Source organism: Cellulomonas sp. plas2 (assembly GCF_057221735.1).
In genome coordinates, this window is record NZ_CM170155.1 from 3129308 (window position 1) to 3152110 (window position 22803).

At 74.7% G+C, this 22803-nt stretch carries 25 protein-coding genes and 3 pseudogenes; 11 read left to right on the forward strand and 17 right to left on the reverse strand.

The annotated features are described in order from the left end of the window. Positions 1-305: 305 nt before the first annotated feature. The gene (locus AC2TDM_RS13895) at positions 306-1415 is read right to left on the reverse strand and encodes a LacI family DNA-binding transcriptional regulator (RefSeq protein WP_484635024.1); all 1110 of its coding nucleotides are present in this window, start codon (positions 1413-1415) and stop codon (positions 306-308) included. Between the two features lie 100 nt (positions 1416-1515). On the opposite strand from AC2TDM_RS13895, the gene AC2TDM_RS13900 reads away from it, so the two are divergent. From AC2TDM_RS13900 to AC2TDM_RS13915, 4 genes are read left to right on the forward strand one after another with little or no spacing between them, the layout of a single operon-like run. Beyond that, positions 1516-2901 (forward strand): ABC transporter substrate-binding protein, encoded by a 1386-nt coding sequence (locus tag AC2TDM_RS13900; RefSeq protein ID WP_484635025.1) that lies wholly within the window; start codon positions 1516-1518, stop codon positions 2899-2901. A gap of 5 nt (positions 2902-2906) precedes the next feature. Further along, positions 2907-3878 (forward strand): carbohydrate ABC transporter permease, encoded by a 972-nt coding sequence (locus AC2TDM_RS13905; RefSeq protein ID WP_090031613.1) that lies wholly within the window; start codon positions 2907-2909, stop codon positions 3876-3878. After that, complete coding sequence (locus AC2TDM_RS13910) at positions 3875-4699, forward strand: carbohydrate ABC transporter permease (RefSeq protein ID WP_484635026.1); 825 nt, start codon at positions 3875-3877, stop codon at positions 4697-4699. Before AC2TDM_RS13905 ends, AC2TDM_RS13910 begins: the two co-directional genes overlap by 4 nt. Beyond that, on the forward strand, positions 4696-5679 hold the full coding sequence (locus tag AC2TDM_RS13915) for an alpha/beta hydrolase (RefSeq protein ID WP_484635027.1): 984 nt from the start codon (positions 4696-4698) through the stop codon (positions 5677-5679). The genes AC2TDM_RS13910 and AC2TDM_RS13915 overlap by 4 nt, the downstream gene beginning before the upstream one ends. Before the next feature lie 465 nt (positions 5680-6144). On the opposite strand, the gene AC2TDM_RS13920 is transcribed toward AC2TDM_RS13915, so the two are convergent. The 4 genes from AC2TDM_RS13920 to AC2TDM_RS13935 all read right to left on the reverse strand — a co-directional run bounded on the left by AC2TDM_RS13920 (position 6145) and on the right by AC2TDM_RS13935 (position 9995). Next, positions 6145-6900 carry an iron ABC transporter ATP-binding protein gene (locus AC2TDM_RS13920; protein WP_484635028.1) on the reverse strand — a complete coding sequence of 252 codons (756 nt, stop codon included), beginning with the start codon at positions 6898-6900 and terminating at the stop codon, positions 6145-6147. Beyond that, the gene (locus AC2TDM_RS13925; RefSeq protein ID WP_484635029.1) at positions 6897-7952 is read right to left on the reverse strand and encodes an iron chelate uptake ABC transporter family permease subunit; all 1056 of its coding nucleotides are present in this window, start codon (positions 7950-7952) and stop codon (positions 6897-6899) included. The genes AC2TDM_RS13920 and AC2TDM_RS13925 overlap by 4 nt, the downstream gene beginning before the upstream one ends. Continuing rightward, on the reverse strand, positions 7945-8886 hold the full coding sequence (locus AC2TDM_RS13930; protein WP_484636465.1) for an ABC transporter permease: 942 nt from the start codon (positions 8884-8886) through the stop codon (positions 7945-7947). The genes AC2TDM_RS13925 and AC2TDM_RS13930 overlap by 8 nt, the downstream gene beginning before the upstream one ends. Before the next feature lie 116 nt (positions 8887-9002). Beyond that, positions 9003-9995: a siderophore ABC transporter substrate-binding protein gene (locus AC2TDM_RS13935; protein WP_484635030.1), complete on the reverse strand. Its 993-nt coding sequence runs from the start codon at positions 9993-9995 to the stop codon at positions 9003-9005. 337 nt (positions 9996-10332) lie between these two features. Between AC2TDM_RS13935 and AC2TDM_RS13940 the strand changes: the two genes are divergently transcribed. After that, positions 10333-11124: an acyltransferase domain-containing protein gene (locus AC2TDM_RS13940; protein ID WP_484635031.1), complete on the forward strand. Its 792-nt coding sequence runs from the start codon at positions 10333-10335 to the stop codon at positions 11122-11124. 12 nt (positions 11125-11136) lie between these two features. Here the strand turns inward: AC2TDM_RS13940 and AC2TDM_RS13945 are convergent, their stop codons facing one another. Both AC2TDM_RS13945 and AC2TDM_RS13950 read right to left on the reverse strand, forming a co-directional pair. Further along, positions 11137-11499 carry a cupin domain-containing protein gene (locus AC2TDM_RS13945; RefSeq protein ID WP_090031619.1) on the reverse strand — a complete coding sequence of 121 codons (363 nt, stop codon included), beginning with the start codon at positions 11497-11499 and terminating at the stop codon, positions 11137-11139. Between the two features lie 132 nt (positions 11500-11631). Continuing rightward, complete coding sequence (locus AC2TDM_RS13950) at positions 11632-12915, reverse strand: hypothetical protein (RefSeq protein WP_484635032.1); 1284 nt, start codon at positions 12913-12915, stop codon at positions 11632-11634. Between the two features lie 126 nt (positions 12916-13041). Here AC2TDM_RS13950 and AC2TDM_RS13955 point away from each other — a divergent pair, with 126 nt between their 5' ends. Next, positions 13042-13344, forward strand: a complete 303-nt coding sequence (locus tag AC2TDM_RS13955; RefSeq protein ID WP_090031622.1) for a DUF4287 domain-containing protein — start codon at positions 13042-13044, stop codon at positions 13342-13344. A 227-nt stretch (positions 13345-13571) separates the two neighbouring features. Here AC2TDM_RS13955 and AC2TDM_RS13960 read toward each other — a convergent pair whose 3' ends face one another. Together AC2TDM_RS13960 and AC2TDM_RS13965 are read right to left on the reverse strand one after the other, a co-directional pair. Beyond that, positions 13572-14102 carry a hypothetical protein gene (locus AC2TDM_RS13960; RefSeq protein WP_090031625.1) on the reverse strand — a complete coding sequence of 177 codons (531 nt, stop codon included), beginning with the start codon at positions 14100-14102 and terminating at the stop codon, positions 13572-13574. A gap of 159 nt (positions 14103-14261) precedes the next feature. Next, entirely contained in the window at positions 14262-14450 is a 189-nt protein-coding gene (locus tag AC2TDM_RS13965; protein ID WP_484635033.1) for a hypothetical protein, read from the reverse strand. Here AC2TDM_RS13965 and AC2TDM_RS13970 point away from each other — a divergent pair. Then, positions 14440-15321 (forward strand): class I SAM-dependent methyltransferase, encoded by an 882-nt coding sequence (locus tag AC2TDM_RS13970; protein ID WP_484635034.1) that lies wholly within the window; start codon positions 14440-14442, stop codon positions 15319-15321. The two genes, AC2TDM_RS13965 and AC2TDM_RS13970, sit on opposite strands and share 11 nt — an antisense overlap. A gap of 387 nt (positions 15322-15708) precedes the next feature. Here AC2TDM_RS13970 and AC2TDM_RS13975 read toward each other — a convergent pair. The 5 genes and pseudogenes from AC2TDM_RS13975 to AC2TDM_RS13995 all read right to left on the reverse strand — a co-directional run. Continuing rightward, positions 15709-15828, reverse strand: a pseudogene (locus AC2TDM_RS13975) (DivIVA domain-containing protein); the annotation flags it as partial. A gap of 33 nt (positions 15829-15861) precedes the next feature. Next, positions 15862-15963, reverse strand: a pseudogene (locus AC2TDM_RS13980) (DivIVA domain-containing protein); the annotation flags it as partial. Between the two features lie 175 nt (positions 15964-16138). After that, positions 16139-16342: a hypothetical protein gene (locus AC2TDM_RS13985; RefSeq protein ID WP_090031632.1), complete on the reverse strand. Its 204-nt coding sequence runs from the start codon at positions 16340-16342 to the stop codon at positions 16139-16141. Positions 16343-16404: 62 nt separating this feature from the next. Continuing rightward, positions 16405-16800 carry a hypothetical protein gene (locus AC2TDM_RS13990; RefSeq protein ID WP_090031633.1) on the reverse strand — a complete coding sequence of 132 codons (396 nt, stop codon included), beginning with the start codon at positions 16798-16800 and terminating at the stop codon, positions 16405-16407. Positions 16801-16883: 83 nt separating this feature from the next. Next, on the reverse strand, positions 16884-17330 hold the full coding sequence (locus AC2TDM_RS13995; RefSeq protein WP_484635035.1) for a MarR family winged helix-turn-helix transcriptional regulator: 447 nt from the start codon (positions 17328-17330) through the stop codon (positions 16884-16886). A 74-nt stretch (positions 17331-17404) separates the two neighbouring features. Between AC2TDM_RS13995 and AC2TDM_RS14000 the strand changes: the two genes are divergently transcribed. Further along, positions 17405-17776 (forward strand): VOC family protein, encoded by a 372-nt coding sequence (locus tag AC2TDM_RS14000; RefSeq protein ID WP_484635036.1) that lies wholly within the window; start codon positions 17405-17407, stop codon positions 17774-17776. Between the two features lie 43 nt (positions 17777-17819). On the opposite strand, the gene AC2TDM_RS14005 is transcribed toward AC2TDM_RS14000, so the two are convergent. After that, on the reverse strand, positions 17820-18251 hold the full coding sequence (locus tag AC2TDM_RS14005; RefSeq protein ID WP_484635037.1) for a VOC family protein: 432 nt from the start codon (positions 18249-18251) through the stop codon (positions 17820-17822). 101 nt (positions 18252-18352) lie between these two features. Here AC2TDM_RS14005 and AC2TDM_RS14010 point away from each other — a divergent pair, with 101 nt between their 5' ends. Further along, complete coding sequence (locus AC2TDM_RS14010; RefSeq protein WP_484635038.1) at positions 18353-19351, forward strand: helix-turn-helix transcriptional regulator; 999 nt, start codon at positions 18353-18355, stop codon at positions 19349-19351. 22 nt (positions 19352-19373) lie between these two features. Here AC2TDM_RS14010 and AC2TDM_RS14015 read toward each other — a convergent pair whose 3' ends face one another. Further along, positions 19374-19979, reverse strand: coding sequence for a hypothetical protein (locus tag AC2TDM_RS14015; protein ID WP_484635039.1), 606 nt, complete (start codon positions 19977-19979; stop codon positions 19374-19376). Then, complete coding sequence (locus AC2TDM_RS14020) at positions 19976-20260, reverse strand: hypothetical protein (protein WP_484635040.1); 285 nt, start codon at positions 20258-20260, stop codon at positions 19976-19978. The genes AC2TDM_RS14015 and AC2TDM_RS14020 overlap by 4 nt, the downstream gene beginning before the upstream one ends. Positions 20261-20478: 218 nt before the next feature. On the opposite strand from AC2TDM_RS14020, the pseudogene AC2TDM_RS14025 reads away from it, so the two are divergent. Then, positions 20479-20775: pseudogene (locus AC2TDM_RS14025) on the forward strand (GNAT family N-acetyltransferase); the annotation flags it as partial. Between the two features lie 313 nt (positions 20776-21088). Continuing rightward, positions 21089-22780, forward strand: coding sequence for an amidase family protein (locus tag AC2TDM_RS14030; protein WP_484635041.1), 1692 nt, complete (start codon positions 21089-21091; stop codon positions 22778-22780). Positions 22781-22803: the final 23 nt, after the last annotated feature.

Sequence of the window (22803 nt, forward strand, 5' to 3'; positions counted from 1 at the left end):
CGGCACGGCGACAGGAACGACGACCGCTGCCGGGCGCGCTGACGGGCCGCTGCTGGTGCCGTCGCCCCGCGCGGGGGCCGTCGTGCCGCTCGACGGCCCCCGTCGAGGTACCAGGACACGCCGATCGCCGGACGGCTCTGGTTGTATCTCGCCGTAGCGTCGGCGGCCCCGGCGGAGGAGACACACGACGGACGAGGCGTCCGTCGGGCGAGGGCGAGCAGACCCTGTCGCCCCGCCCGCTGCCTCCGCCGCCGTCCGGCGAGCGAGCGTCGACACCGTCATCACAGCCGTTCGACCAGGAGCGGCTACCGCTGTCCCTCCCGCCCGGCTCTCGCGACCGAGTGGCGTTCCCGCAGCGGCATCGGCAACCGGTGCTCGGTGGCGGGCGCAGGAACGGCGGGCTGGCCGTCGATCGTCGCCAGGAGCAGCTCCACCGCGCGGCGGCCGAGGGCCTCGTGCGGGATGGCGAAGGTCGTGAGCCCGGGCCGCAGCCAGCCGGCGAGGGGGTGGTCGTCGAAGGACACGATCGACACGTCCTCCGGCACCGACAGGCCCGCCTCCTGCACGGCCTGGTACGCACCGAAGGCCAGGCGATCGTTGAACGTGATGAGCGCCTGCCCGGGCCCGTGCTCGGCGAGCAGCCGGCTCACCGCGCGGTAGCCGTCCGGCGGCAGCCACTCCGTGCACAGGTGCCCGCTGACCGGCTCGACGCCCGCGGCCGCGAGCACCTCCAGGATGCCGACGAGCCGCTCGCGCCCCGCGACCGTGCCCGGGGGCGTCTGGCCCGGGTGCGCGCCCGCGCCGACGATGTGGATGGACCGGTGGCCGGCGTCGAGCAGCAGCCGGGCGGCGGCGCGGCCGGCCTCGAGCTCGTCGGGCACGACGGACGGGACGGGGGACGGGACGGGGGACGGGACGGGGGACGGCGTGACGGACGCGCCGGCGGGCAGCGGCAGCGCGTTGAGCAGGACCGTGGGCACGTGCTCGAGGGCGGCGGGCAGCGCCCGGTCGAGCGTGAACATCGAGCCGAGGACGATGCCGTCCACCTGACGGTCGAGCAGCGCGTCCGTGAGCTCGGCCTCGAGCTGCGGGTCGCCCTCGGATTCCCCGATGAAGAGCATGTAGCCGCGTTCGTGCGCCGCCTCGAGCGCGCCCTTGATGAGGTCGCCCGCGAGCTGGGAGGTGGCCACGGTGTCGGAGATGAAGCCCAGCGTCCGGCTCGACCCGCGGCGCAGCCCGACGGAGACGATGTTCGGCCGCCAGCCCAGGCGCTCGGAGACCTCCCGGACCCGCTCCTGCACGACGTCGGAGATCCGCAGCTCCACCCCGCGACCGGACAGGACGAGCGAGGCGGTGGTCGACGAGACACCGGCCTCGCGGGCCACGTCGGCAAGGGTGACTCTCCTGCGTCCCACGGGTGTCCTCCTGTCGGGCGAAGGCTAACCGGCGTCGTCGCCGGCAGCCGCGGAGCGCTTGACACGGCGGGTGGCCGCGCCCGAAGAAGAGGAGACGCTGGTGTCTCGACCTCGTGGATCCGCACGGCGCGCCGCGCTCACGGCGACGCTCCTGGCGGGCGCCCTGACCGCCGTCACGGCCTGCAGCAGCCCGGGCAGCGACGCCCCCGAGCCCGCCGCGGACGACGCCTCCACCGCCGCAGGCAGCGGCGGCAGCACCGACGGACCGCCGAGCTGCGGCGAGGAGCCCGTCACCCTCTCGGGCTACTTCGAGACCGGGTTCCCGCTCGCCAAGGAGCTCACCGACGAGTTCAGCGCGCAGTTCCCGAACGTCTCGTTCGACATCCGCGAGGACCAGTTCGCGGTGCTCACCCAAAACGCGCCGCGCGTCCTGGCGGACGACCCGCCGGACCTCATGCGCCTGCCGCAGGTCTCGGAGCTCGCCAGCGACGGCCTGCTCCTCGACCTGGACCCCTACGCCGAGGCCTTCGGCTGGGACCAGTGGCCGGCCTCGCAGCTCGAGCAGATGCGGGTCGACGACGAGGGCCGCCGCGGCGACGGCCCGCTGTACGCCATGGGCCTCAACTTCTCCATGACGGGCGTGTTCTACAACAAGGAGCTCGCGGCGCAGGCCGGCATGACCGAGCCCCCGGCGACGCTGGCCGAGCTCGACGGGTACCTCCAGGCGGCGAAGGACGCCGGCCTCACTCCCGTCGCTCAGTTCAACGGCGGCGCCACGGGCGGCCTGGCCTTCCCGCTGCAGGCGCTCATGGCGTCCTACGGCGACCCCGCGGCGATCAACGACTGGATCTACCAGCAGCCGGACGCCACGATCGACACCCCCGAGAACCTCGAGGCGGCCGAGCACCTGCAGCGCTGGATCGACGCCGGCTACTTCGCCGAGGACATCAACTCGATGGACTACGCCACGATGATGAGCCGGTTCATCGGCGGCGAGAGCGTCTTCATCTTCGACGGCGACTGGGAGTCCGGGAACCTCGACCAGCAGATGCCCGGCAACGTCGGCTTCTTCCTCATGCCCCCGCTCGAGGAGGGCGGCACGGTCGGCGCCATGTCGGCGCCGCTGACCTTCGGCATCTCGGCGCGGGCGGCCAACCCCGACTGCGCCGCGTTCTTCCTCGACTGGGTCGCGACGAACGAGGAGGCCCGCACGATCGCCGTCGAGACGGGCGGCTCGCACCCGATGGGTCCGGCCGACGCGTTCATGCCCGAGGTGGACCCGGACACCGTCACGGCGCAGACCCTGGCCGCCGGCGCGGAGATCGGCGAGCAGGACGGCGCCATGGACTTCATCGCCAACGCCACCGGCTCGATCTACGCCAAGAGCTGGACGCCCAACCTGCAGAGGATGGTCGCCGGCGAGCAGGACGCCGCCGGTCTCCTGGAGTCGGTGCAGGCCGACTACGCCGCGGAGATCGGCGGCTGACGCAGGTGGCACAGCGGCTCACGGGGCCCGTCCCCGCCGGCCGCCGCGAGCGGTCCTCCGCGGCCGCCCTCCCCCTCGAGGACAGGCGCCGCGCCCGCCGGGCGCGGCGCCTGCGCGAGGGCGGGGTGGCCCTGGCGCTCGTGGCACCGGCGGCACTGGCCTACGTCCTCTTCGTGCTGCGCCCCCTGGCGTACACGGTCCAGTACTCGTTCTACGAGTGGGACGGCGTCACGGCCTCGACCTGGGTCGGGCTGCGCAACTACACCGCGCTCGTCACCGATCCCGAGCTCGCGGGCCCCATCGTCAACGCCTTCCAGCTCATCGTGTTCTTCAGCTTCGTACCGGTGGCGCTCGGGCTGCTGACCGCGAACATGATCCGCGGGTTCGCGACGAGCCGGCTCGCGGTGGTCGCGCGCACGGTCCTGTTCCTGCCGCAGATCATCCCGCTGGTGGCCGCGGGCATCATGTGGAGCTGGCAGCTGTCCACGAACGGCCTCGTCAACCAGGCACTGCGCCTCGTCGGGCTCGACGGGGTGACCCGCGCCTGGCTGGGCGACTTCGGCACCGCGCTGCCCGCCGTCGGCGTCATCGGCGCGTGGGTGCTCTTCGGCCTGTGCATGCTGCTGCTGCTCGCGGGCATGACGAAGATCGACGTGTCCCTCTACGAGGCGGCACGCATCGACGGCGCCGGACCCGTGCGGGAGTTCTTCTCCATCACGCTGCCGAGCCTGCGGCAGGAGCTCGTCGTGTGCCTGACGGTGACGATCATCGCCGCGCTGGCCAGCTTCGACATCGTCTACATCGCGACGCAGGGCGGACCCGGCAACAGCACGCTCGTGCCGGGCCTGGAGATCTACTACCTCGCCTTCTTCGAGCGCGAGATCGGCATGGCGTCCGCCCTGGCGGTGGCGCTGGTGGTGCTGGTGCTGCTCGTCGTGCTGCCGCTGCAGTGGGTCAACCGGGAGCGTGACCGATGATCGTGTCGCAGCGGGAGCTGTGGACCGGGCGCCTGCTGCTCGTCGTCCTCATGGCCGTCACCGTCATGCCGTTCGTCAGCCTCTTCGTCACCGCCCTGCACCCGGCGGGCACCTACCCGAGCGGGCTGGAGTGGCCCGAGAGCCCGCAGTGGTCGAACTTCGCGCGGGCCTTCGAGGCCGCCGACATGGGCCGGCTGCTGGTCTCCAGCGTGCTCATCGAGCTCGGCGTCGTCCCGCTGGCCCTGCTCATCGCCACGCTGGCGGGCTTCGCGCTCGGGCACCTGCGGGCGCCGGGCGGTCGCGTCATCTTCATCGCGTTCGTCCTCGGCCTGACCCTGCCCTTCGAGGGCATCATCATCCCGCTCTACTACCAGATGCGGGACCTGGGGCTGCTCAACACCCGGTGGGCCATCATCCTGCCGCTGCTCGGGCTCTTCATGCCGTTCGCGGTCTTCTGGATGCGGGCGCACTTCGTCAACGTGCCCCCGGACATCTCCGAGGCGGCGCGCATCGACGGCGCCACCACCTGGCAGCTCTTCTGGCGCATCCACGTCCCGCTGTCGACGCCGGCCCTGTCGTCGCTGGCGATCCTGCTGTTCCTGTGGACCTGGAACCAGTTCCTGCTGGCCGTGGTGCTCGTCGACGACCCGTCGCAACGCACGATGGCCGGCGCGCTCGGCGCGTTCCAGGGCCAGTGGGGCACCGACATCCCGCTGCTGTGCGCCGGCTCGCTGCTCATCCTCACGCCGACGCTGCTGATCTTCCTCGCCTTCCAGCGGCGGTTCGTCACGGCGCTGCTGCAGGGCTCGGTCAAGGGATGACCGCGCCCGCCGGGCTCTCCCGGCTGCCGCGGCCCCCGTTCGACCCCGAGCTCGAGGCGGTCCTGCTCGCCCGGCGGGACGAGGTCGTCACGACGCTGACGGCCGAGGAGATCCCCGGGCTGCGGCGGCGCTCGGCCACGGCGGACGCGCTCGCGCCGCTGCTCGAGGACGGGACCTGGACGAGCAGCGTGCACGTGGTGCCCGGGGCCGCTCGCGGACCGGACGTGCGGCTCGTGCTGCTGCGGCCCGTCGACGCCCCGACGGCCGCGCCCTGCCTGTACCACCTGCACGGGGGCGGCCTGGTCACCGGCTCCGCCTACGACGACCTCGCCGTCGCCGCGCAACTCGGCGCCGGCGCCGGGTGCGCCGTGGCCTCGGTCGACTACCGCCTCGCGCCGGAGCACCCGTTCCCGGCGGCGGTCGAGGACGCGTACGCCGGTCTGGTGTGGCTGGCCGGCGCGGCGCCGGGACTGGGCCTCGACCCGACGAGGCTCGTCGTGGGGGGCATCAGCGCCGGCGGCGGCCTGGCCGCCGCGACCGCCCTCCTGGCCCGGGACCGCGGCGGCCCGCCGCTGCTCGGCCAGCTCCTCGTGTGCCCCATGCTCGACGACCGTGACGGCTCGCCCTCCGCCGAGCAGATGCGCGGCGCCGGGGCCTGGGACGCCGACGCCAACGCGACCGCGTGGCGGGCCTACCTCGGCGACCGGTACGGCGGCGAGGACGTCCCGGCCCACGCCGCCCCGGCACGCGCGACCGACCTCACGGGGCTGCCGCCGGCCTTCCTCGACGTCGGCTCCGCGGAGACCTTCCGCGACGAGGTCGTCGCCTACGCCGAGCGCCTCTGGCTGGCCGGCGGCCGGGCGGAGCTGCACGTCTGGCCGGGCGGCTTCCACGGCTTCGACGCGCTCGTCCCGGACGCGGCCGTCTCCCGGGACGCCCGCCGGGCCCGCCTCCGCTGGCTCGCACGCGTCCTGTCCTGAGGAGCCCCCGTCCGGCGGCCCGGGCGGGACACCCGTCACCGCTGGCTCGCACGCGTCCTGTCCTGAGGAGCGCCCGTCCCGCGGGCCGGGCGGGACACCCAGCACCGAGCCGGGTCGGGCCGTGGTCGCCGCCGGCGCCAGGCGTCAGGCCTCGTGCTCCGGATTACGCCGAGATGCCTGTCCCGGCGGCTGCGCGCGGCGTGTCGTGGCATCTCGACGGGGTGTCGCGTGCGCGAGCCGCTCTCGTGCCGTCGCCAGGCACGGGGTGGGGCGAACGCCGGAGCCGTGCACGACTCTGTCGAGATGCCGCGACACGCCGACGGCCGGGGACGTCGGGCGGTACCTCGGCGTAGCGTCCGCCACCCCGCTCGGCGCCCGCGCAGGACGCGCGAGCCGTTCGACGCAGCGGTGGGCGGTCTTCGATGAGGATGTGCGTGACGGTCGTCCCGTCGGTGCCGCGGCCGTTCAGTAGTAGACGGCGAGGCGGCCGCGGGGGCCGTCGACCACGTCGACCGGGGTGTCGAAGACGTCGGTGAGGACCTCGGCCCGGATGACCTCCGCCGGCGCCCCGGTGTACCGGACGAGGCCGTCCTTGAGCGCGACGACGTGGTCGGCGTAGTGCCCCGCGAAGTTCACGTCGTGCAGGACGACGACGACCGTGCGGCCGAGCTCGGTCGTCATGCGGCGCAGGAGCTGCATCATCTGCACCGAGTGCGCCATGTCGAGGTTGTTGAGGGGCTCGTCGAGCAGGACGACCTCCGTGTCCTGCGCCAGGACCATCGCCACGTAGGCGCGCTGGCGCTGGCCGCCGGACAGCTCGTCGAGGTAGCGGCCCTCGAGCGCGCCGAGGTCGAGGAAGTCGACCGACCGGCTGACCACCTCCTCGTCGTGCGCCGTCAGCCGGCCGCGCGAGTGGGGGAAACGGCCGAACCCGACGAGCTGGCGGACGGTCAGCCGCGTGACGAGGTGGTTCTCCTGACGCAGGACCGCGACGACGCGGGCGAGGTCGGCCGAGCGCGTGCGCGCCACGTCGAGGCCGGCGATCTCCACCGCGCCCGCGTCCATGCCGAGCAGCCGCCCGACGATGGTCAGCAGCGTCGACTTGCCCGCGCCGTTGGGCCCGATCAGCGCGGTGATGCCGCCGGCCGGGACCTCGAGGTCGACCGGACCGATCGCGACGTCGGAGGCGTACCGCTTGGTGACCGAGGAGAGGGTGATCACAGGCGCCCCTTGCGCAGCAGGTGGACGAGGAAGAACGTGCCGCCGACGATCTCGACGAGGACGCCGACGGACCCGGCCGCGTAGAAGACGTGCTTGAGCACGACGTACGCACCGCCGAGCACGACGACGCCGACCAGCCACGCGACGGGCAGCACCTGCCGGTGCCCGTACGTGCCGGTGACCTGGTAGGCGATCATCGCGGTGAGGAAGCCGAAGAAGGTCATGGGCCCGACGAGGGACGTCGACACCGCCATGAGCACCGACACGAGCAGCAGCACCACGAGGCTGCGCCGCCGGTGGTCGACCCCGAGGCCCACGGCCACGTCCCGCCCGAGCGCGAGGACGTCGAGGTCGCGCGCCCGCCACCACAGCACCCCGCCGGCGGCAGCCGCCAGGGGCACGGCGACGCCGAGGTACGTGGCGTCGGCGTTCGCCACGGACCCGATGAGCCGGGCCGTCAGCAGGTCGAACTCCGTCGGGCTCAGCAGCCGCTGCAGGTAGGACGCCAGGGCGCCCATCCCGCCTCCCAGGACGATGCCGACGAGCAGCATGACGTGCAGGTTCGCCAGCCGCCCCGTGAACAGCCAGCCGTAGAGAAGCCCGGCGAAGGCGACCATGAGCACCACCTGCAGCACGTACTGCCCGACGCCCTGCACCAGCGCCAGCCCGGCCACGCCGAGGACGGACACCGCCGCGGTCTGCACCAGCCGGTACAGCGCCTCGAAGCCCATGATCGACGGCGTGAGGATGCGGTTGGCCGTCACGGTCTGGAACGCCACGGTCCCCAGGGCCTGGCAGAAGGCCACGACCACGACGACGACGAGGCTCGTCACCCGCAGCTCGGCGATGCGCCAGAAGCCCTCGCTGCCGACCGGCATCGGGTTGTCCCAGCCGACCATCGCGGCGGCGACGAGCACGGCGGCGACCGCCAGCGCGCCGACGAGCACGACGTAGCGGCGGCGGTCCCGGGTCGTCGGCAGCGCGCCGGAGCGACGCTCGTCGGCCCCGGATACGCCGACGGGCGGGCGTGCCGGGCGCAGCGCCTCAGCCACGACGGCGCTGCCGGAGCAGGAGGGCGAGGAACACGACGCCGCCCACGACCGACAGGATCGTCGCGACGGGGATCTCGAACGGCATGACGACGACGCGCCCGAGCAGGTCGGCCGCCGTCACGAGCGCGACGCCGACCACGGCGACCCAGGGCAGGTTCGACCGCAGGTCGTCGCCGCGGGCCATCGACACGACGTTCGGCACGACCAGCCCCAGGTACGGCAGGTTCCCGACGACGACGGTGACGATGCCGGTCGCCGCCGCGATGAGGACCGTGCCGAGCAGGACCACACGGCGGTGGTCGAGGCCGAGACCCGTCGACACGTCGCGCCCGAGACCGGCGACGGTGAAGCGGTCGGCGGCGACCGCCACGGCGACGACCACGACGACCACGGCCCAGATCGGCTCGTACTGGCCCTGGATCACCGAGGTGAAGGAGCCGAGGAACCACGCGCCCATGCTCTGCAGCAGGTTCGTCGACAGGGCGACGTAGGTGGAGACCGCCCCGACGACGGCGCCGAGCATGAGCCCCACGATCGGCACCACCACCGACGAACGCAGCGCCACGCGCTGCAGGAACGCGAAGAACACGAGCGTCCCGACGAAGGCCGCGAGCACGGCTGCGACCATCTTCAGCAGCAGCGGCGCCCCCGGGGCGACGACCATCACCGCGAGCATCCCGAGCCCGGCCCACTCGGTGGTGCCCGTCGTCGTCGGCTCGACGAAGCGGTTCTGCGTGAGCTGCTGCATGACGAGCCCCGACATCGCCATGACGGCGCCGGCCAGCACGAGCGTGACCGTCCGCGGGACCCGCGTCACGAGGAACATGCGCCAGCCGTCGTCGGCCCTCAGCACGTCGTAGACCCCGACGAACAGGGAGGCGACGACGAGCGCGGCCGTGCCGACGACGGCCGCGACGAACGGCACGGTCACCAGGCGCGACCGGGACGACCGGCGGGACACGTTCCCGCCGGTCGTCGCGCCGGTCGGGCCGCCGGTCGTCGCGCCGGTCGTCGCACCCGTCGACGCCGAGCCGGCGAGGGCCACCGACGTCACGCCTGCTCGAGGGCGTCCGCGACCGACTCGAAGAACTCGGTGTAGGTCTGGATGCCCTCGTTCGTGTAGGTGTCCTGCGGCATGTACACGATCCGGCCCTCGCGGACGGCCGTGACGCCCTGCAGGGCGGCCGAGCCGGCGAGCAGCTCGTCGGCCGGGACGTACCCGCCCTCCGTGCTCGCGCTCGTCGCCGCGTCGCGGTCCATGACGAGGATCAGCCCGGGGTCGGAGGCGGCGATGGCCTCGACGGAGATGTCGTCGCCCTCGTGGTCGGTGCTGCCGTCGGCCTCGATCGCGGGCGTCAGGCCGAGGATGTCGTAGACCGGGCCGAGCGTGCGGCCGGACCCCGGGGCGGCGTAGTTGATCTCGCCGCCGGAGGTGATGACCGACATGACGGTCGTCGCGGGGTCGTAGGCGGCCTTCACGCGGGCCACCGCGGCGTCGAACTCGTCGACGAGCGCCTGCGCGTCGTCCTCGCGGTCGAAAATCTGACCGAGCACCTCGACCTGGCGCTTGAGCTCGGCGTCGAGGGGCTCGCCGTCGCGGGGTGTGGTGTCGACGATCGCCGCGTCGGGCACCAGCGTCGCCAGGTCGGCGCCGTACTGCTGGAAGCGCTGACCGTTGAGGACGAGGTCGGGCTGCGCGGCGACGACCGCCTCGAGGTCCGGCTCGTTGTGGGTCCCGAGGTTCACCACGGACGCGTCGGTGCGGTACGCGATCGTCGTCGGGATGAGGTCGACCGGGGCCGCGGCGAGCTCGACGCCCCAGTCCGCGAGGGTCTCGAAGAGCCGGTTGTCGGTGGCGACCACCCGCGACGGCGGCACGGTGACCGTCTGCGTCCCCGTGTTGTCCTCGACCTGGACCGTGCTCGCGGTGGCGCTCGTCGTCCCCCCGGCCGCCGGAGCGGCGCTGCTCGAGCAGCCGGCGAGGGCCAGCGCGAGGGTGCCGGCGACGGCGCCGAGGGTCAGGGACGAGGTGCGGCGGGGCATGCGTGCTCCTTCTCGGGGCGCCGTGCGGGCGCGACGGGTCGGGACGCGAACCTGCCGGGGAAGCGCTCACCCGTGGTCGTCGTCCAGGCGAGGTGAGGCTAACCTTACCGATGCCGCACGTGTCAACTCGCAGGTGAGGGCGCCGTGCACAGCACGGCGCCCTCGGCCGTCACCGCGGAGACCTGGACGCCCGTGGTGCCCAGCGGTCGCAGCCAGCCCGGACCGCCGGGGTGGGGTGTCGTCATCGTGCTGCCTCCCGGCTCGTCGTCGGGCAGGTGCGCCCGTGCGGGAGCAGTCTGCCCCGACGGCCATCCGGCGGCATGAGAGGGTCGCGCCCATGAGCAGCGACGTCACCGAGGACGGGCCCGCGACGGACGGGGCGGCGGTGCTGGGCGTCGCCGGCGTCCCCTGGGCGACCGCGCCGGCCGACCCCGCGCTCGTCGAGCGGCTGGGCGATGCCCTCACCACCGACGGCCCGCCGGACCCGGCCGGGCTCCCGCCGGCCCGCACGCTGGTGCCGGCGCTCGTCGCGCTCGTGCCGGACGCGCTCGAGCGGTTCGGCTCGCTCGGCCTGCCGTCCGGCGTGGCGCGCGCGACGCTGTCCGACGTGGGCCGCAAGGTCGCGGTGCACGACGACGACGTGCCGCCCTACTGGCTCCTCGGGCTGCTACGCGCCGACGTCGTCGCGCTCGGCCGGCTGCAGGTCGAGCGGGTGGCCGTCGACGGCGAGCGCCCGGTGCACGTCCCGCAGACCGGGCCGCTGCTGCCGGCGGAGGTCGACCGCTCGCTGGCGTGGGCGAGGGACCTCCTGGGCGACGAGCGGTTCGTCGTCACGTCCTGGCTCCTCGACCCGACGTTCACCGCCCTCGGCCCGACGAGCAACATCGTCCGCTTCGCCGCCCGCTTCGACGCCGAGCCGGTGCCCGACGACGCCCCCGTCGACGCGGCGGGCTTCACCGCCGAGGACCGGTCCGTCACGCGCTTCACCGTGCAGCGCAGCCCGGAGGAGGTGCTCGGCCCGGAGTTCGTCCCGCGCACGCGGCTGGAGCACCTGCTCGTCGACCACCTCGGCGCCGGCCGGCACTTCGTCGGGCCGCACGGCGTCCTGCGCGACCCCGCGCCGCGCTGACGCCGGCGCCCCTCAGGCCGACAGACCCCGCGTCTCCCCCGGACCGCCGTCACGGTCGTCGACGCTCGTGACAGTCGTGAGCAGGAAGACGGCGTCCTCCAGGGCGACGACCGCGTGCCGCTCGTGCGCGAGCGTGACGAGCCGCCCCTGCGCGAGCTCCTCGTCGCCCTGCCCGGTGACGCGCACGCGGCCGTGCAGCACCTGCACGGACGCGGCGGGCGGCGCGTTGTGCTCCCCCAGCTCGGCGCCGGCGGCCAGCGCGATGACGGTCTGCCGCAGGACGCCGTCGTGCACGACGAGCTCCGTGCTGCGCCGGTGCGTCGAGGCGCGCGCGGACTGGAGGTGGCTCTCGACGAGGGCGGTCAGGTCGGGCACGGCGGTCTCCTTCGGCCGGTGACAGCTCGGACGCCCCCAGCATGTCGCGCCTGGCGCGTCACCGCCGGTCGGAGCCCCGGTCGCGAGCTCCGGACGGGCGGCTCGTCGTCGGGAGCGCTGTGCCGACGGCCGTCAGCTCGACGACCAGTCGCCGCGGCGCGCGACCCGGCGCAGGACGACGCCGAACGCCAGCAGCGCCAGGGCCAGCAGCACGCCGCCGCCGGCGGTCGTCCCGCTGTCGGCGAGCTCGGTCCGCGCAGGGCGGGCGACGACGACGGCCGCCGACGACGGCCGCGTGGGCGCGCTCACCGCCGCAGGGGCGGGCGCGACCGGAGCCGCGGGCGGCGTCGTCGGGCTCGCGTCCGGTACCGGCGTCGGGGTGGGCGGCGGCGCGGGGACCACGGCCGGCTCCCCGACCGCCGCCCCCACGCGTGCGTCCAGCGCGTCGATCGTGCGGTACGGGCCGCCGGCGGCGACCACCACGTCGGACGCCGTCGCCACGCTCGTCCCGCCGCCGTACACCGTCAGCTCCTCGCGCTGCAGGCCGGGGGAGGAACGGAAGAAGGCCAGCCGGTACGTCCCCGGGACGACGAGCGGGCTCCGCCACGAACCGTCCGGACCGACCGCGAGGTCGAACAGGCGCTGCCCGTCGGCCGCCAGCACGTCGACGTAGGCGTCCCCCGCCGTGTAGCGCCCGCCGTCGGACGCGTACAGGGTGCCGGCCAGCCGTACCGCGTCGAGGGTCGGGTCCACGACGATCAGGCCGTCGTCCTCCAGCGTGAAGGGCCAGGTGGTCGTCATCGGCGCCGTGGAGAGGTACAGCTCGCAGTCGGCCACCCCCTGCTCGGGCAGGCCGCCCGGCAGCCAGAACGCGCCCGTCTCGTCGGTGCTGCCATGGATGAGGCCGCACGAGGTCCACATCGGCACGTCGGGCACAGGTCCACCCAGCGGGTCGCGCACGGTGCCGCTCATCTCGCCGATGAAGGGCACCGACCACGCGCCGAGGTCGAGCACCGGGGCGTCCGGCGTGAGCTCGAGGCGACGCGCGTCGAAGACGTCCCTCGAGACGTCGTCCCAGAAGCCGAAGACGGAGCTGAGGGTGTACCGGCCGAGCGGGAGGTCCGGCACGGTGAACCGACCGGTGAGATCGGTGGTGACCGTCACCGCACCGCAGGCGTCCAGGGGCTCGCACTCCCAGACCAGCCCGACGGCCTTCCCGGGCAGCGGCTGCCCGGACTCGTACTGCAGCACCCCGGTGACCGAGCCCGGGCCCGGCGGCATGTCCGGGCCTGCGGCCGCCGCCGCGGGCGCCGAGGTGACCCCCGCGACGAGCAGCAGCGCGGCTCCCAGGACCGTCCGCAGCACGCGCCCGCGCGGGGCGACCGGTCGGGGGCGTCGATCCTCGCGAGCGTCCATGACGGCAAGCGTGCCCGTGCGGCCGGCCAGGCGACAGGGTGCAGGCACCGGTCCTCGCAACCGACCAACGGCACCTGCCAGGATCGGCGGGCCCGACGAGCACCGCCCGCGACCCCGAGGAGCACCATGTCGTTCCAGGCCTACCTCGACACCATCGAGGACCGCACCGGCATGACGCCGCGCGCGCTGCTCGCCGTCGCGGCCGGCAAGGGCTTCGACCAGCCGACGACGAAGGCCGCCGACGTCGTCGCGTGGTTCAAGGACGACTACGGCCTCGGGCGCGGCCACGCGATGGCGTTCTGGCGCGTGCTGTCCCAGGGCGCGACCATCCCGGACACCCACGTCGGGACGTCCGGCGCCCACCGCGACGAGAGCACGGAGCTGTGGCTCGACGGCAGGGCGACACGACCGGGCGCCGCCGCCGGCTGACCCGCCGCCCCCGGCGGCCGGCGCGCGGCCGTCCGCGGTCGCAGGCGCAGGTGGCGTTGATCTCGACGACCTGCTCGCCCTCGTCGGGCCGCGCCCACGCCTCCGCCTCGGCACGGGAGACGAAGGACCGCGGCGCGAGCCGGCCGTTGGCCAGCAGCACGGTCACCTCGACCTGCTCGCGCGGGTCCTGCCAGGCGACATCGAGAGGCGTCACGCCGCCCATCCGATCACCCCATCTCGTCGCAGGCCAGTCCCGGCCCCGCGGTGTCGATCGGCAGCGCCGTCCTCGTCGAGGCCAGCACCTGCCAGTTCTCCCACCGCTCGCCGTCGGGCAGGACGCGCACCAGCTGGGCCTCCGCCGGGTAGATGCCGGGCAGCATGCGGCAGGGGTTGCCCCAGTAGTCGCCCCACACGTCGACCTGCACCACCTGTGGGCGCCCGGTGCACGTGACCGGCTGACCCGGGTTGTCGGCGTAGCGGCCGTAGTTGTCGTACCGAGCAGCCCTGGCACGCACCGCGTACTGCTCGGTGGTGCCCTTCGGGCAGACGACCTGCACGGAGAGCACGCCCTCGGGGATCCCCCACTCGTCGAGCCGCTGCTCGAGGCCCTTGATCGGCTTGCCGCTGTGGAAGCCGGTCTGGACCCCGGTCGCCTTGGGCCCGGGCGCCTTCGGCCCGGCCACCGCCGGCGCCACCGCGGCCGACACGAGCAGCGCCGCCGTGGCCCCGACGGTCAGCGCAGTCCTGAGCACGTTCATGGTGTCCCCCCGCAGGTCATCGGCCTCGTCGTCGACGCTGCCCCCACCGGCGAGGCTAGCCAGCCGTGACACGAACGGGTGACCCGGACGAGGGTGAAACCGACATCTCACCCGCCCCGGGACGAGGCGGCACCGTCGGGCGAAGCGATCAGCGGGCCTTCACGACCGTCGCAGCTCGAAGGCCATGAGCATCGCGGAGCTGGTCCGCTCGAGGGCGTGCGTCACCGTCAGCCGCCGCAGCCACGTCACGGCCCCGATGGCTACCGGCGCGAGCACCCTGCGGAGCAGCGGCACGGCCGGCACCGGGGACGGCGGCAGCGCGGGCAGGATGTCCGCCATGAGCGACACGGCTCCCGACTACCTCGACGTCAACCGCACCAACTGGGACGCCCGCGCCCGGGTCCACGTCCGCGGCTACGGCATCGATCGGCTGCTGGGCGACCCGACGGCGCTGTCGGACGTCGTCACCTTCGACCTCCCGCGCCTCGGGGACGTGGCCGGCCTGGACGGCGTGCACCTGCAGTGCCACCTCGGCACCGACACGCTCAGCCTCGCCCGCCTCGGCGCACGCATGACCGGGGTTGACCTGTCCGGCGGCTCCCTCGACGAGGCACGCGCGCTCGCCCGTCGCGCCGGCGCCGACATCGCCTACGTGCAGTCCGACGTCTACGCGGCGCCCGAGGCGTTGGGGGGGCGGCAGTTCGACCTCGTCTACACCGGCATCGGCGCGCTGTGCTGGCTGCCGAGCATCGAGCGCTGGGCCCGGACCGTGGCCGCCCTGCTGCGGCCGGGGGGCCGGCTCTTCATCCGCGACGGCCACCCCGTCCTCCTGTCGACCGTGGGTCTGACCGTGGGCGACGAGCACCCCGACCGCGCCCAGCAGCCGTGGATCAGCGGCCCGGGCACGCCGACGCCCGCGCTCGAGCTGCCCTACTTCGAGCAGGCGGAGCCCCTCGTCTGGTCCGACGAGCACAGCTACGCCGGCACCGACCACGTCGAGCAGCCGCGGTCGATGGAGTGGAACCACGGGCTGGGCGAGATCGTGACCGCCGTCCTCGGCGCGGGCCTGGAGCTGACGTCGCTCGTCGAGCACGACAGCGCGCCGTGGGACGCCCTCCCCGGCCTCATGACCCTCGACGAGGCGTCGGGCGAGTACCGCCTCCGTGACCGCCCCGAGCGCCTCCCGGCCACCTTCACGCTGACCGCCCGGCGTCGCTGAGCCGCGCAGACCGGGCAGCGACCTGTCGACGCGGACCCCGAGCCGGCGCGTCCGTGGCTACGGCGCCGTCGGTGCCGATGGGCGCAGGGCCTGCGCAGCTCGCTCGACCAGGCCGTCGACGGTGGTCCGGTCGAGGCCCGGCGCCCACCACGGCGTCACGGTGAACCGCGTGCCGGCAGCCGCGAGCTCGTCGGCGGTCGGCGAGGGCCGGAACCCGCGCGTCTGCGACTCCAGGGCGAAGGCGGCCTTCTCCAGCAGGTCGGTCACCTCGTCGGGCGCGTAGCCCGGGCGCATACGTCGGGGCCGCAGCCGCGCGAGCTCCACCCGCAGCTGCGCCGCGACGAGGGGCGCCGGGGCCTCCTCATCGGACACGTGGCCGTCGACGACCCGCAGGGCCGCGACGACCCGGTCGAGGAAGTCGTCGACCTCGTCCTGGTCGTATCCCTCGCGGAACTTCGTCGCCTGGAACTTCGCGCTCAGCACCTCGTCGGCGGTCAGGTCCGGCACCCCGCCGGCGGCGACCACGTCCAGCGCGGCGGCGGCACGGTCCAGGAGCTCGTCGACCTCGTCCTGGTCGTAGCCCTCGCGGAACTTCGTCGCGGCGAAACGGGCGGCGCGGACACCGGCGGCGTCGATGGTCATGGGAGTCCTCTCGTCGGCGCCTCCCGGCGCCCGTGACCCGGGGACCGGGCCCGTCCCGTACTCGGGCGAGGGTCCGTCGGGAGGCAGGGGCCGTCACCATGCTCGACCGCCGGCACCGTGCCTGGCCAGAGTCCTGGGGCTCGTTCACCGCATCGGCTCAGCGGCGGGCTCGTGCTCAGCCACCCCCGACGCCGTCGACCGCCCCGCGCCGCGGCCTCTGCACGCCGCCCCTGATCACCACGTCGGCGACGACGACGTCCCCCACCGGCTCGGCGAGCGGCTCCGCTCGCCGCAACCAGCCCGACGACGCCGGCGCCGACGGGACGCCCTGCAGGGCGCGGTCCTCGAGCCCGGTGCGCAGGGCCGCCTCGAGCACCACGACCGCCGGGGACGCGAGCCAGCGCAGGGCCGTGCTGTGACGTCGACGGGACCCGCGCGACGTCAGCCCGCGGTACCGGCGTCGCAGAGCTGGACCACCCGGTCGTGCAGCGTCTCGGCTGCTCCCGGGTCCGGCGCGGCGTCCTGGCCGGCGGCGTCCTCCCACGCGCGGGTCTCCTCGGCCAGAGCCGCGGCGAGGTCGGTGTGCTGGTCGTCGTCGGCCGCCGCTCGTGCCGCGAGGTCCGCGGCGGTGCGCACCTGCTCCGCGCGGGCGGCCAGCACCTCCTCGTCGAGCGCGGGCACGCCGTCCCAGGAGTCGTCGGCCGCGAGCGCACAGGCTTCCGCGACCTTGTCCGCGGTGGGGATGTCCCGCACGCACCCGGTCATCAGCGGCAGCGCCGCGATCGCGACGACGGCGAGGGCGAGGGGCCGGGGCAGACGGCGGCTGATCGAGGGCACGCGGCGAGTGTGCCCGCCCGGTGGTGCCCACCGACCTCGGGCAGCGCCTCCTCGCCGAGCGTTCACGCGACGTTCTCCCCGCGTCAGGACGGGCGTCCCGCGAGCGCCGTCGCGAGCCCGACGAGGTCGTCGTGCAGGCGGTGCCGTCCGGCGGGCGTCAGAGCAGCGACCATGGCGCCCTCCACGGTGGCGACGACCGCACTCGCCTCGGTCAAGAGCCGGGCACCCTCCTCGGTCAGCCGGGTCGGCAGGGCGCGCCCCTCCGGCGCGGTGGCGGCTCGTTCGAGCAGCCCGCGCTCGACGAGGCCCGCCAGCAGGGTCTGCATCGACTGGCGGGTGAGGAACGTGCCGCGGGCCAGGTCCGAGGCCGACAGGCCGGGCCGTTGCCCGAGCAGCTCGAGGCAGGAGTACTGCGACACCGACAGGTCGAGCGGGCGCAGGGCCGCGTCCATCGCGGCACGCAGGGCGGCGGCCGCCTGCTTGAGGGCGTACCCGACCGACGTGTCGAGCTGCACGCGGGGTTGCGACATGTCCGGAGTCTGACATACCGTCTTAATGTCAGTTTCCTGACACACACTACGCCCCGATCGACAGGGAGACCACCATGCCCACCGTCACCGGACCCGACTTCCTCGCCCTGCAGGTGCGCGACGTCGAGGCGTCGGCCGCCTTCTACGAGCAGCACCTGGGCCTGCGCCGCGCTCCCGTCAGCCCGCCGCACGCGGTCGTGTTCGCCACGTCGCCGATCGCCTTCGCCGTGCGCCACCCGCTGCCGGGGGTCGACCTCGACGCCGGTCCGCGCCCCGGCCTCGGCGTGGCGCTGTGGCTGCACGCCGACGACGCGCAGGGCCTGCACGACGCGCTCGTCGCCGCGGGCGTCGAGGTCCTCGCCCCGCCGGTCGACGGACCCTTCGGGCGGACCTTCACGTTCGCCGATCCCGACGGCTACGCGGTCACCGTTCACGACCGCGCCTGACCCGCCGGGCCGCGCCCCTCCTCGCGCGGCCCGGCAGGGCGGGTCACGCGCCGAACGGCGCCACGACGTCCAGCACCCACGTGATGCCGAAGCGGTCGGTGACCATGCCGTAGAGCGGGGCGTACCCGGCCGGCGCGAGCGGGGTCCGCACGGTGCCGCCGTCGGCCAGCCCGGCGAAGAGGCGGGTGACCTCCTCGGGGTCGTCGCCCCGCACGGAGACGAAGACGGGGTCCTGGCCGCGGTCGAACCCGCGGCCCGGCGGCACGTCGTAGGCCATGACCGCGAAGCCCGAGGGCGCGGTCACCTGGCCCCACTTGAGCTCCTCGGGCACAGCGCCGTCGGCGGCGTCGGTCTCGTCGCCCGCCTGGGCGAAGGTGAACGCGAGCACCTCGCCCCCGACGACGGCCGCGTAGTGGTCCAGCGCCGCGCGGGCCTCGCCGCGGAAGTTCAGGTGCGTGGTGGTGGTGACGCTCATGGAGTCCTCCTCTGCCACCGGCGGCCTGTCCGCCGGTGCAGCACCACACTCGTCGCCGTTGCGGACAGGTTCTGTCCTCCAGGGGCGGCAGGATCGGACCCATGAGCGGAACACCCGGACGGCTGCTGGCCCTGCTGTCGCTGCTGCAGGCGCGGCGCGACTGGCCCGGCGCCGTGCTGGCCGAGCGCCTCGAGGTCTCCGCCCGCACGGTCCGCCGGGACGTGGACCGCCTCCGCGAGCTCGGGTACCCCGTACGGGCGACCACGGGACCGGACGGCGGCTACCGGCTGGAGGCCGGCGCGCACGTGCCGCCGCTCCTGTTCGACGACGAGCAGGCCGTCGCCCTGGCGGTCGCGCTGCAGACGGTGACGGTCGGCGGCGCGGACACCTCCGACGCCGCCGTCCGGGCGCTCGCCACGGTGCGCCAGGTGCTCCCGGCCCGGCTGCGGGCGCAGGTCGACGCCGTGCACGTCACCGCGATGACCCCGCCGGGCGGCGCGGGCACCGCCGTGGACCCCGCCGTGCTGCTCGCGGTCTCGGCGGCCGCCCGGGACCGTCAGGTCCTGCGCTTCGGCTACGGCACCTCCCCGGACGACGAGGATCCCGACGTCCGCGAGCCGCGACCTCCGCGTCGCGTGGAGCCGCACCACGTCCTCGCCCGTGCAGGGCGGCTCTACCTCCTGTGCTGGGACCTCGACGCCGACGCCTGGCGGACCTTCCGGCTCGACCGGATGCGCCCGCGCGTCCCGGTCGGCACGCGCTTCGCCCCCCGGCCGGTGCCTGGCGGCGACCCGGCGGCCTTCGTCGCGGCGCTGTTCCGCGGCGCCGACGAGCCCGGTCGCGACGGCGGCTGGCCGTGCCGGGGCGAGGTGGTCCTGCACGCACCGGCCGCGGCCGTGGCGCCCTTCGTCGAGGACGGCGTCGTCGAGCCCCTGGACGGCGACCGGTGCCGGCTGCTCGTCGGGTCCTGGTCCTGGCCCGCGCTGGCGGCGTCGCTGCTGCGGTACGACGTCGACGTGGAGGTGCTAGCCCCGCCCGAGCTGGCAGGCGCCTTCGCGGACCTGGCCGGCCGCTGCGCCCGAGCGGCGAAGCTGGCGTAAGCGACCGGTCCTCGGCTGGCCCTCATCGTCGGGCGGCCCGTGCTCCCGCGTCCGACGGCGGCGGCCCGCCCGACCGCAGCGCGCGGACCTTCGCGCTCACGACCGACCACACGACGAGCCCGACCAGCGCACCGGCGATCGGCCACGCCTCGGAGACCCACCGGGGTGCGGCGCCTATGCCGGCCACGCCGGACACCACCACGCAGCCGAGCACGTTCGGCGCGAGGGCCAGCTCGGCGCCCACCGCCACGCCCGACCACGACGAGAGCGGGTGGGCGTGCTGCTGCTGCGGCTCGGCGGTCCGCTCCCGGGTGGTCGCGCGCCCGAACCACGCGACGGCGAACGGCACGGCCATCATCGCCAGGGTCAGCCCGACGGCACCGGCCGGTGCCAGGAGGACCTCGATCGGCCCGGCTCCGGTTCGGGTCGGCCACTGGATCCCGTACCGGTAGACGTCCGCCCCGGACAGCGAGACGACGACGACGACCACCACGGCGACGACCCAGAGCACGCCGGTCATCACGACCACGTCCGTCGCGAACCGAGCAGCCCACGCCGCCGCCGCCCGCTCGGCCGCCAGGGGTCGGCGTCGTCGCTCGCCGCGACGCGGCCGCCGCCGCCTGCTCATGCCTGCCCCTCCGGCCGCGCCGCCGACGGCACCACGTGCTCGCGCGCACCGGTGGCGTCCCAGCCGATCCAGCCGGGCGGTGGCGTCCGCCAGCCCGCGACGAACGCGACCAGCACCCGCGTCTCGGGCGCGGCGACGAGCGCACCCGCACGGCCCTCGTCGTCCACGAGGTCGACCACCCGCCAGTGCCCGGGCAGCACCACAGCCGACCCGAACCCGTCCCCCGCGACCGTCCGAGCAGCCACGGGCGTGAGGTGCGCCAGCGCGACGGGACGTGGCATCAACCCCTGCCGGTGGACGACCTCGTCGTCGCCCAGCCGCACGGTGCCGACGTCCGCGTGACGCGGGCACCACGCCGCGTGGCGTGACGTCCGCGCAGCGCGTGCCCGCTACCTACCCTTGCCGCATGGACGTCGACGTCCGCCCCGCGGTCGGGCGGTTCGAGGACCTGGCGACGATCGTCGGCACGCGGCGCGCCGACGCCGGCGCGTGCTGGTGCATGAGCTACCGCGACAGCCGCGTCCGCAGCCTCGAGCGCCCGGCCTACCTGCGCGCCGAGTGCGCCCAGGACCCCAGCCCCGGCGTCCTGGTCCACGTCGACGACGAGGTCGCCGGCTGGTGCTCCATCGCCCCCCGCAGCACCTACCGCCGGCTCGTCAACTCCCGCACCATCCCTGTGCTCGACGAGCGCGACGCCTGGAGCGCGGTCTGCTTCGTCGTCCGCACCGGCTACCGCCGGCGGGGCCTCATGCACCACCTGCTCGCGGGCGCCGTCGCCCACGCCGAGGCCCATGGCGCCGAGGTCGTCGAGGGGTACCCCGTCGAGGTCGGCCCCGACCGCGTCGACACCACCGCGGGCTACGTCGGCACCGCGTCCCTCTTCGAGCAGGCCGGCTTCACCCGCGCCGCCGCGACGACCGCCCACAGCGGTGGCCGTCGCCGCGTCCTCATGCGCCGCGAGCTGCGCTCGTCGTCGATCCGCTGCGCACAGTTGGCACGTCGAAACAGCACAGCAACTTTCGAGCTCCGAGCGCGAAACACGCGCCTGCGACATTCCGGTCGGGCGACAAGAAGCGGCGCCCGACCCGCTCGCAGACAAGAGGTGTCCTTTGCTCCACGCTGCACGCTCCCGCTGGTTCTCCCTCGGTGCGGGGGTCGCCGCGGGCGCCGTCGCCGCCACGCTCGCGGCGGCACCGTCCCTCGTCCCGTCCCTGCAGTCCTCCGCGCAGCTCCCGGCGGCGACGACGCTCGTCGCCGCCCCCGGCACCGGCAAGGGCGCGGTCCCGGCCCCCAAGCCCGTCGCTCTCGACCTGGCCCGGGCCGGCGTCCCCGAGGTCACCGCCGGCCTGCAGGCGGGCACGTTCTCGTCTGTGGACCTCGTCGCCGCGTACCTCGACCGGATCCAGAAGGTCAGCATCGGCGGCCCGCACCTCAACGCCGTCCGCGCCATCAATCCGAACGTGTACGAGGAGGCGCGCGCGCTCGACCGCGAGCGCAAGGTCGGCCAGGTGCGCGGCCCGCTGCACGGCGTGCCGGTCCTGCTCAAGGACAACATCGACGTGGCGGGCATGCCGACCACGGCGGGCTCGATCGCGCTGGAGAACTCCTACCCCGCCGCCGACGCCCCGCTCGTCGCCGAGCTGCGCGCCGCGGGTGCCGTCATCCTGGGCAAGACGAACCTCTCGGAGTTCGCCAACTTCATCACCGCGGGCATGCCGTCGGGGTACAGCTCGCTCGGTGGGCAGGTGCTCAACCCCTACGACGCGAGCGTGACGCCCAGCGGCTCCTCGTCGGGCTCCGGCGTGGCCGCCGCTGCGGGTCTCGCGCCCCTGACGATCGGCACGGAGACCTCCGGCTCGATCCTCAGCCCCGCGCAGGCCAACTCCGTCGTCGGCGTGAAGCCCACGGTCGGCCTCGTGAGCCGCACGGGCGTCATCCCCATCTCGGCGTCGCAGGACACCGCCGGCCCGATGGTCAAGACCGTCTACGACGCGGCTGCCCTGCTGTCGGCCCTGTCCGACGTGGACCCCGAGGACGCGGCGACGACGACGAACCCGCTGGCCGACGCGGACTTCACGGCCGCCCTGTCCGACACCGCGCTGCAGGGCACGCGCCTCGGCTACGTCCCGAGCAACACCAACGCCCTGTACACCGCCGCGCTCGACGCGCTGCGCGCCCAGGGCGCCACGCTCGTGCCGGTCACGGTCGGCGGCTCGACCGCGCCGAGCATCCTCGTCCAGGAGTTCAAGCGGGACATGAACGCCTACCTGGACCGCCTGCCCGACACCGCGCCGATCCAGACCTTCGACGAGATCCGCCAGTACAACATCGACCACCCCGAGGGCCAGAAGTTCGGCCAGGTCTACTTCGACCAGGGCGCCGCCGTGAACCTCGACGACCCCGCCCAGCTCGCGGCGTACGAGGCCGCCCGTGACCGTGGCATCGCCGAGTCGCGCGCCGCGATCGACACGGTCCTGCAGGCCAACGACCTGGACGCCATCGTCTCGGCCTCGGGCACCACCGGCACCGGTGCCCGCGCCGGCTACCCCTCGGTCAGCGTCCCGATGGGGTACACGCCGGGCAACCTGCGCCCGTCGTCGATCGTCTTCCTCGGCACCGCCTGGACCGAGCCGGCGCTGCTGGGCCTGGCGTTCGACTACGAGCAGGCCACCAAGCTGCGCCAGACCCCGGAGGAGATCAACCCCTCGCTGTTCCGCTGCGTCACGGTGTTCGACGAGTGGGCCGACGGCGGTTGCACCACCATCCCCACCTGGCAGCCGGGCAAGGGCCCGAAGGGCTGAGCTGAAGACCCCGCACGGTACCG

Bases quoted from the DNA above. Each gene is read 5' to 3' on its own strand.
- AC2TDM_RS13910 (WP_484635026.1), top strand. From the start codon at position 3,875: ATGATCGTGTCGCAGCGGGAGCTGTGGACCGGGCGCCTGCTGCTCGTC.
- AC2TDM_RS13915 (WP_484635027.1), top strand. From the start codon at position 4,696: ATGACCGCGCCCGCCGGGCTCTCCCGGCTGCCGCGGCCCCCGTTCGAC.
- AC2TDM_RS13935 (WP_484635030.1), bottom strand. From the start codon at position 9,995: ATGCCCCGCCGCACCTCGTCCCTGACCCTCGGCGCCGTCGCCGGCACC.
- AC2TDM_RS13940 (WP_484635031.1), top strand. From the start codon at position 10,333: ATGAGCAGCGACGTCACCGAGGACGGGCCCGCGACGGACGGGGCGGCG.
- AC2TDM_RS13950 (WP_484635032.1), bottom strand. From the start codon at position 12,915: ATGGACGCTCGCGAGGATCGACGCCCCCGACCGGTCGCCCCGCGCGGG.
- AC2TDM_RS13955 (WP_090031622.1), top strand. From the start codon at position 13,042: ATGTCGTTCCAGGCCTACCTCGACACCATCGAGGACCGCACCGGCATG.
- AC2TDM_RS13960 (WP_090031625.1), bottom strand. From the start codon at position 14,102: ATGAACGTGCTCAGGACTGCGCTGACCGTCGGGGCCACGGCGGCGCTG.
- AC2TDM_RS13970 (WP_484635034.1), top strand. From the start codon at position 14,440: ATGAGCGACACGGCTCCCGACTACCTCGACGTCAACCGCACCAACTGG.
- AC2TDM_RS13995 (WP_484635035.1), bottom strand. From the start codon at position 17,330: ATGTCGCAACCCCGCGTGCAGCTCGACACGTCGGTCGGGTACGCCCTC.
- AC2TDM_RS14000 (WP_484635036.1), top strand. From the start codon at position 17,405: ATGCCCACCGTCACCGGACCCGACTTCCTCGCCCTGCAGGTGCGCGAC.
- AC2TDM_RS14005 (WP_484635037.1), bottom strand. From the start codon at position 18,251: ATGAGCGTCACCACCACCACGCACCTGAACTTCCGCGGCGAGGCCCGC.
- AC2TDM_RS14010 (WP_484635038.1), top strand. From the start codon at position 18,353: ATGAGCGGAACACCCGGACGGCTGCTGGCCCTGCTGTCGCTGCTGCAG.
- AC2TDM_RS14015 (WP_484635039.1), bottom strand. From the start codon at position 19,979: ATGAGCAGGCGGCGGCGGCCGCGTCGCGGCGAGCGACGACGCCGACCC.
- AC2TDM_RS14020 (WP_484635040.1), bottom strand. From the start codon at position 20,260: ATGCCACGTCCCGTCGCGCTGGCGCACCTCACGCCCGTGGCTGCTCGG.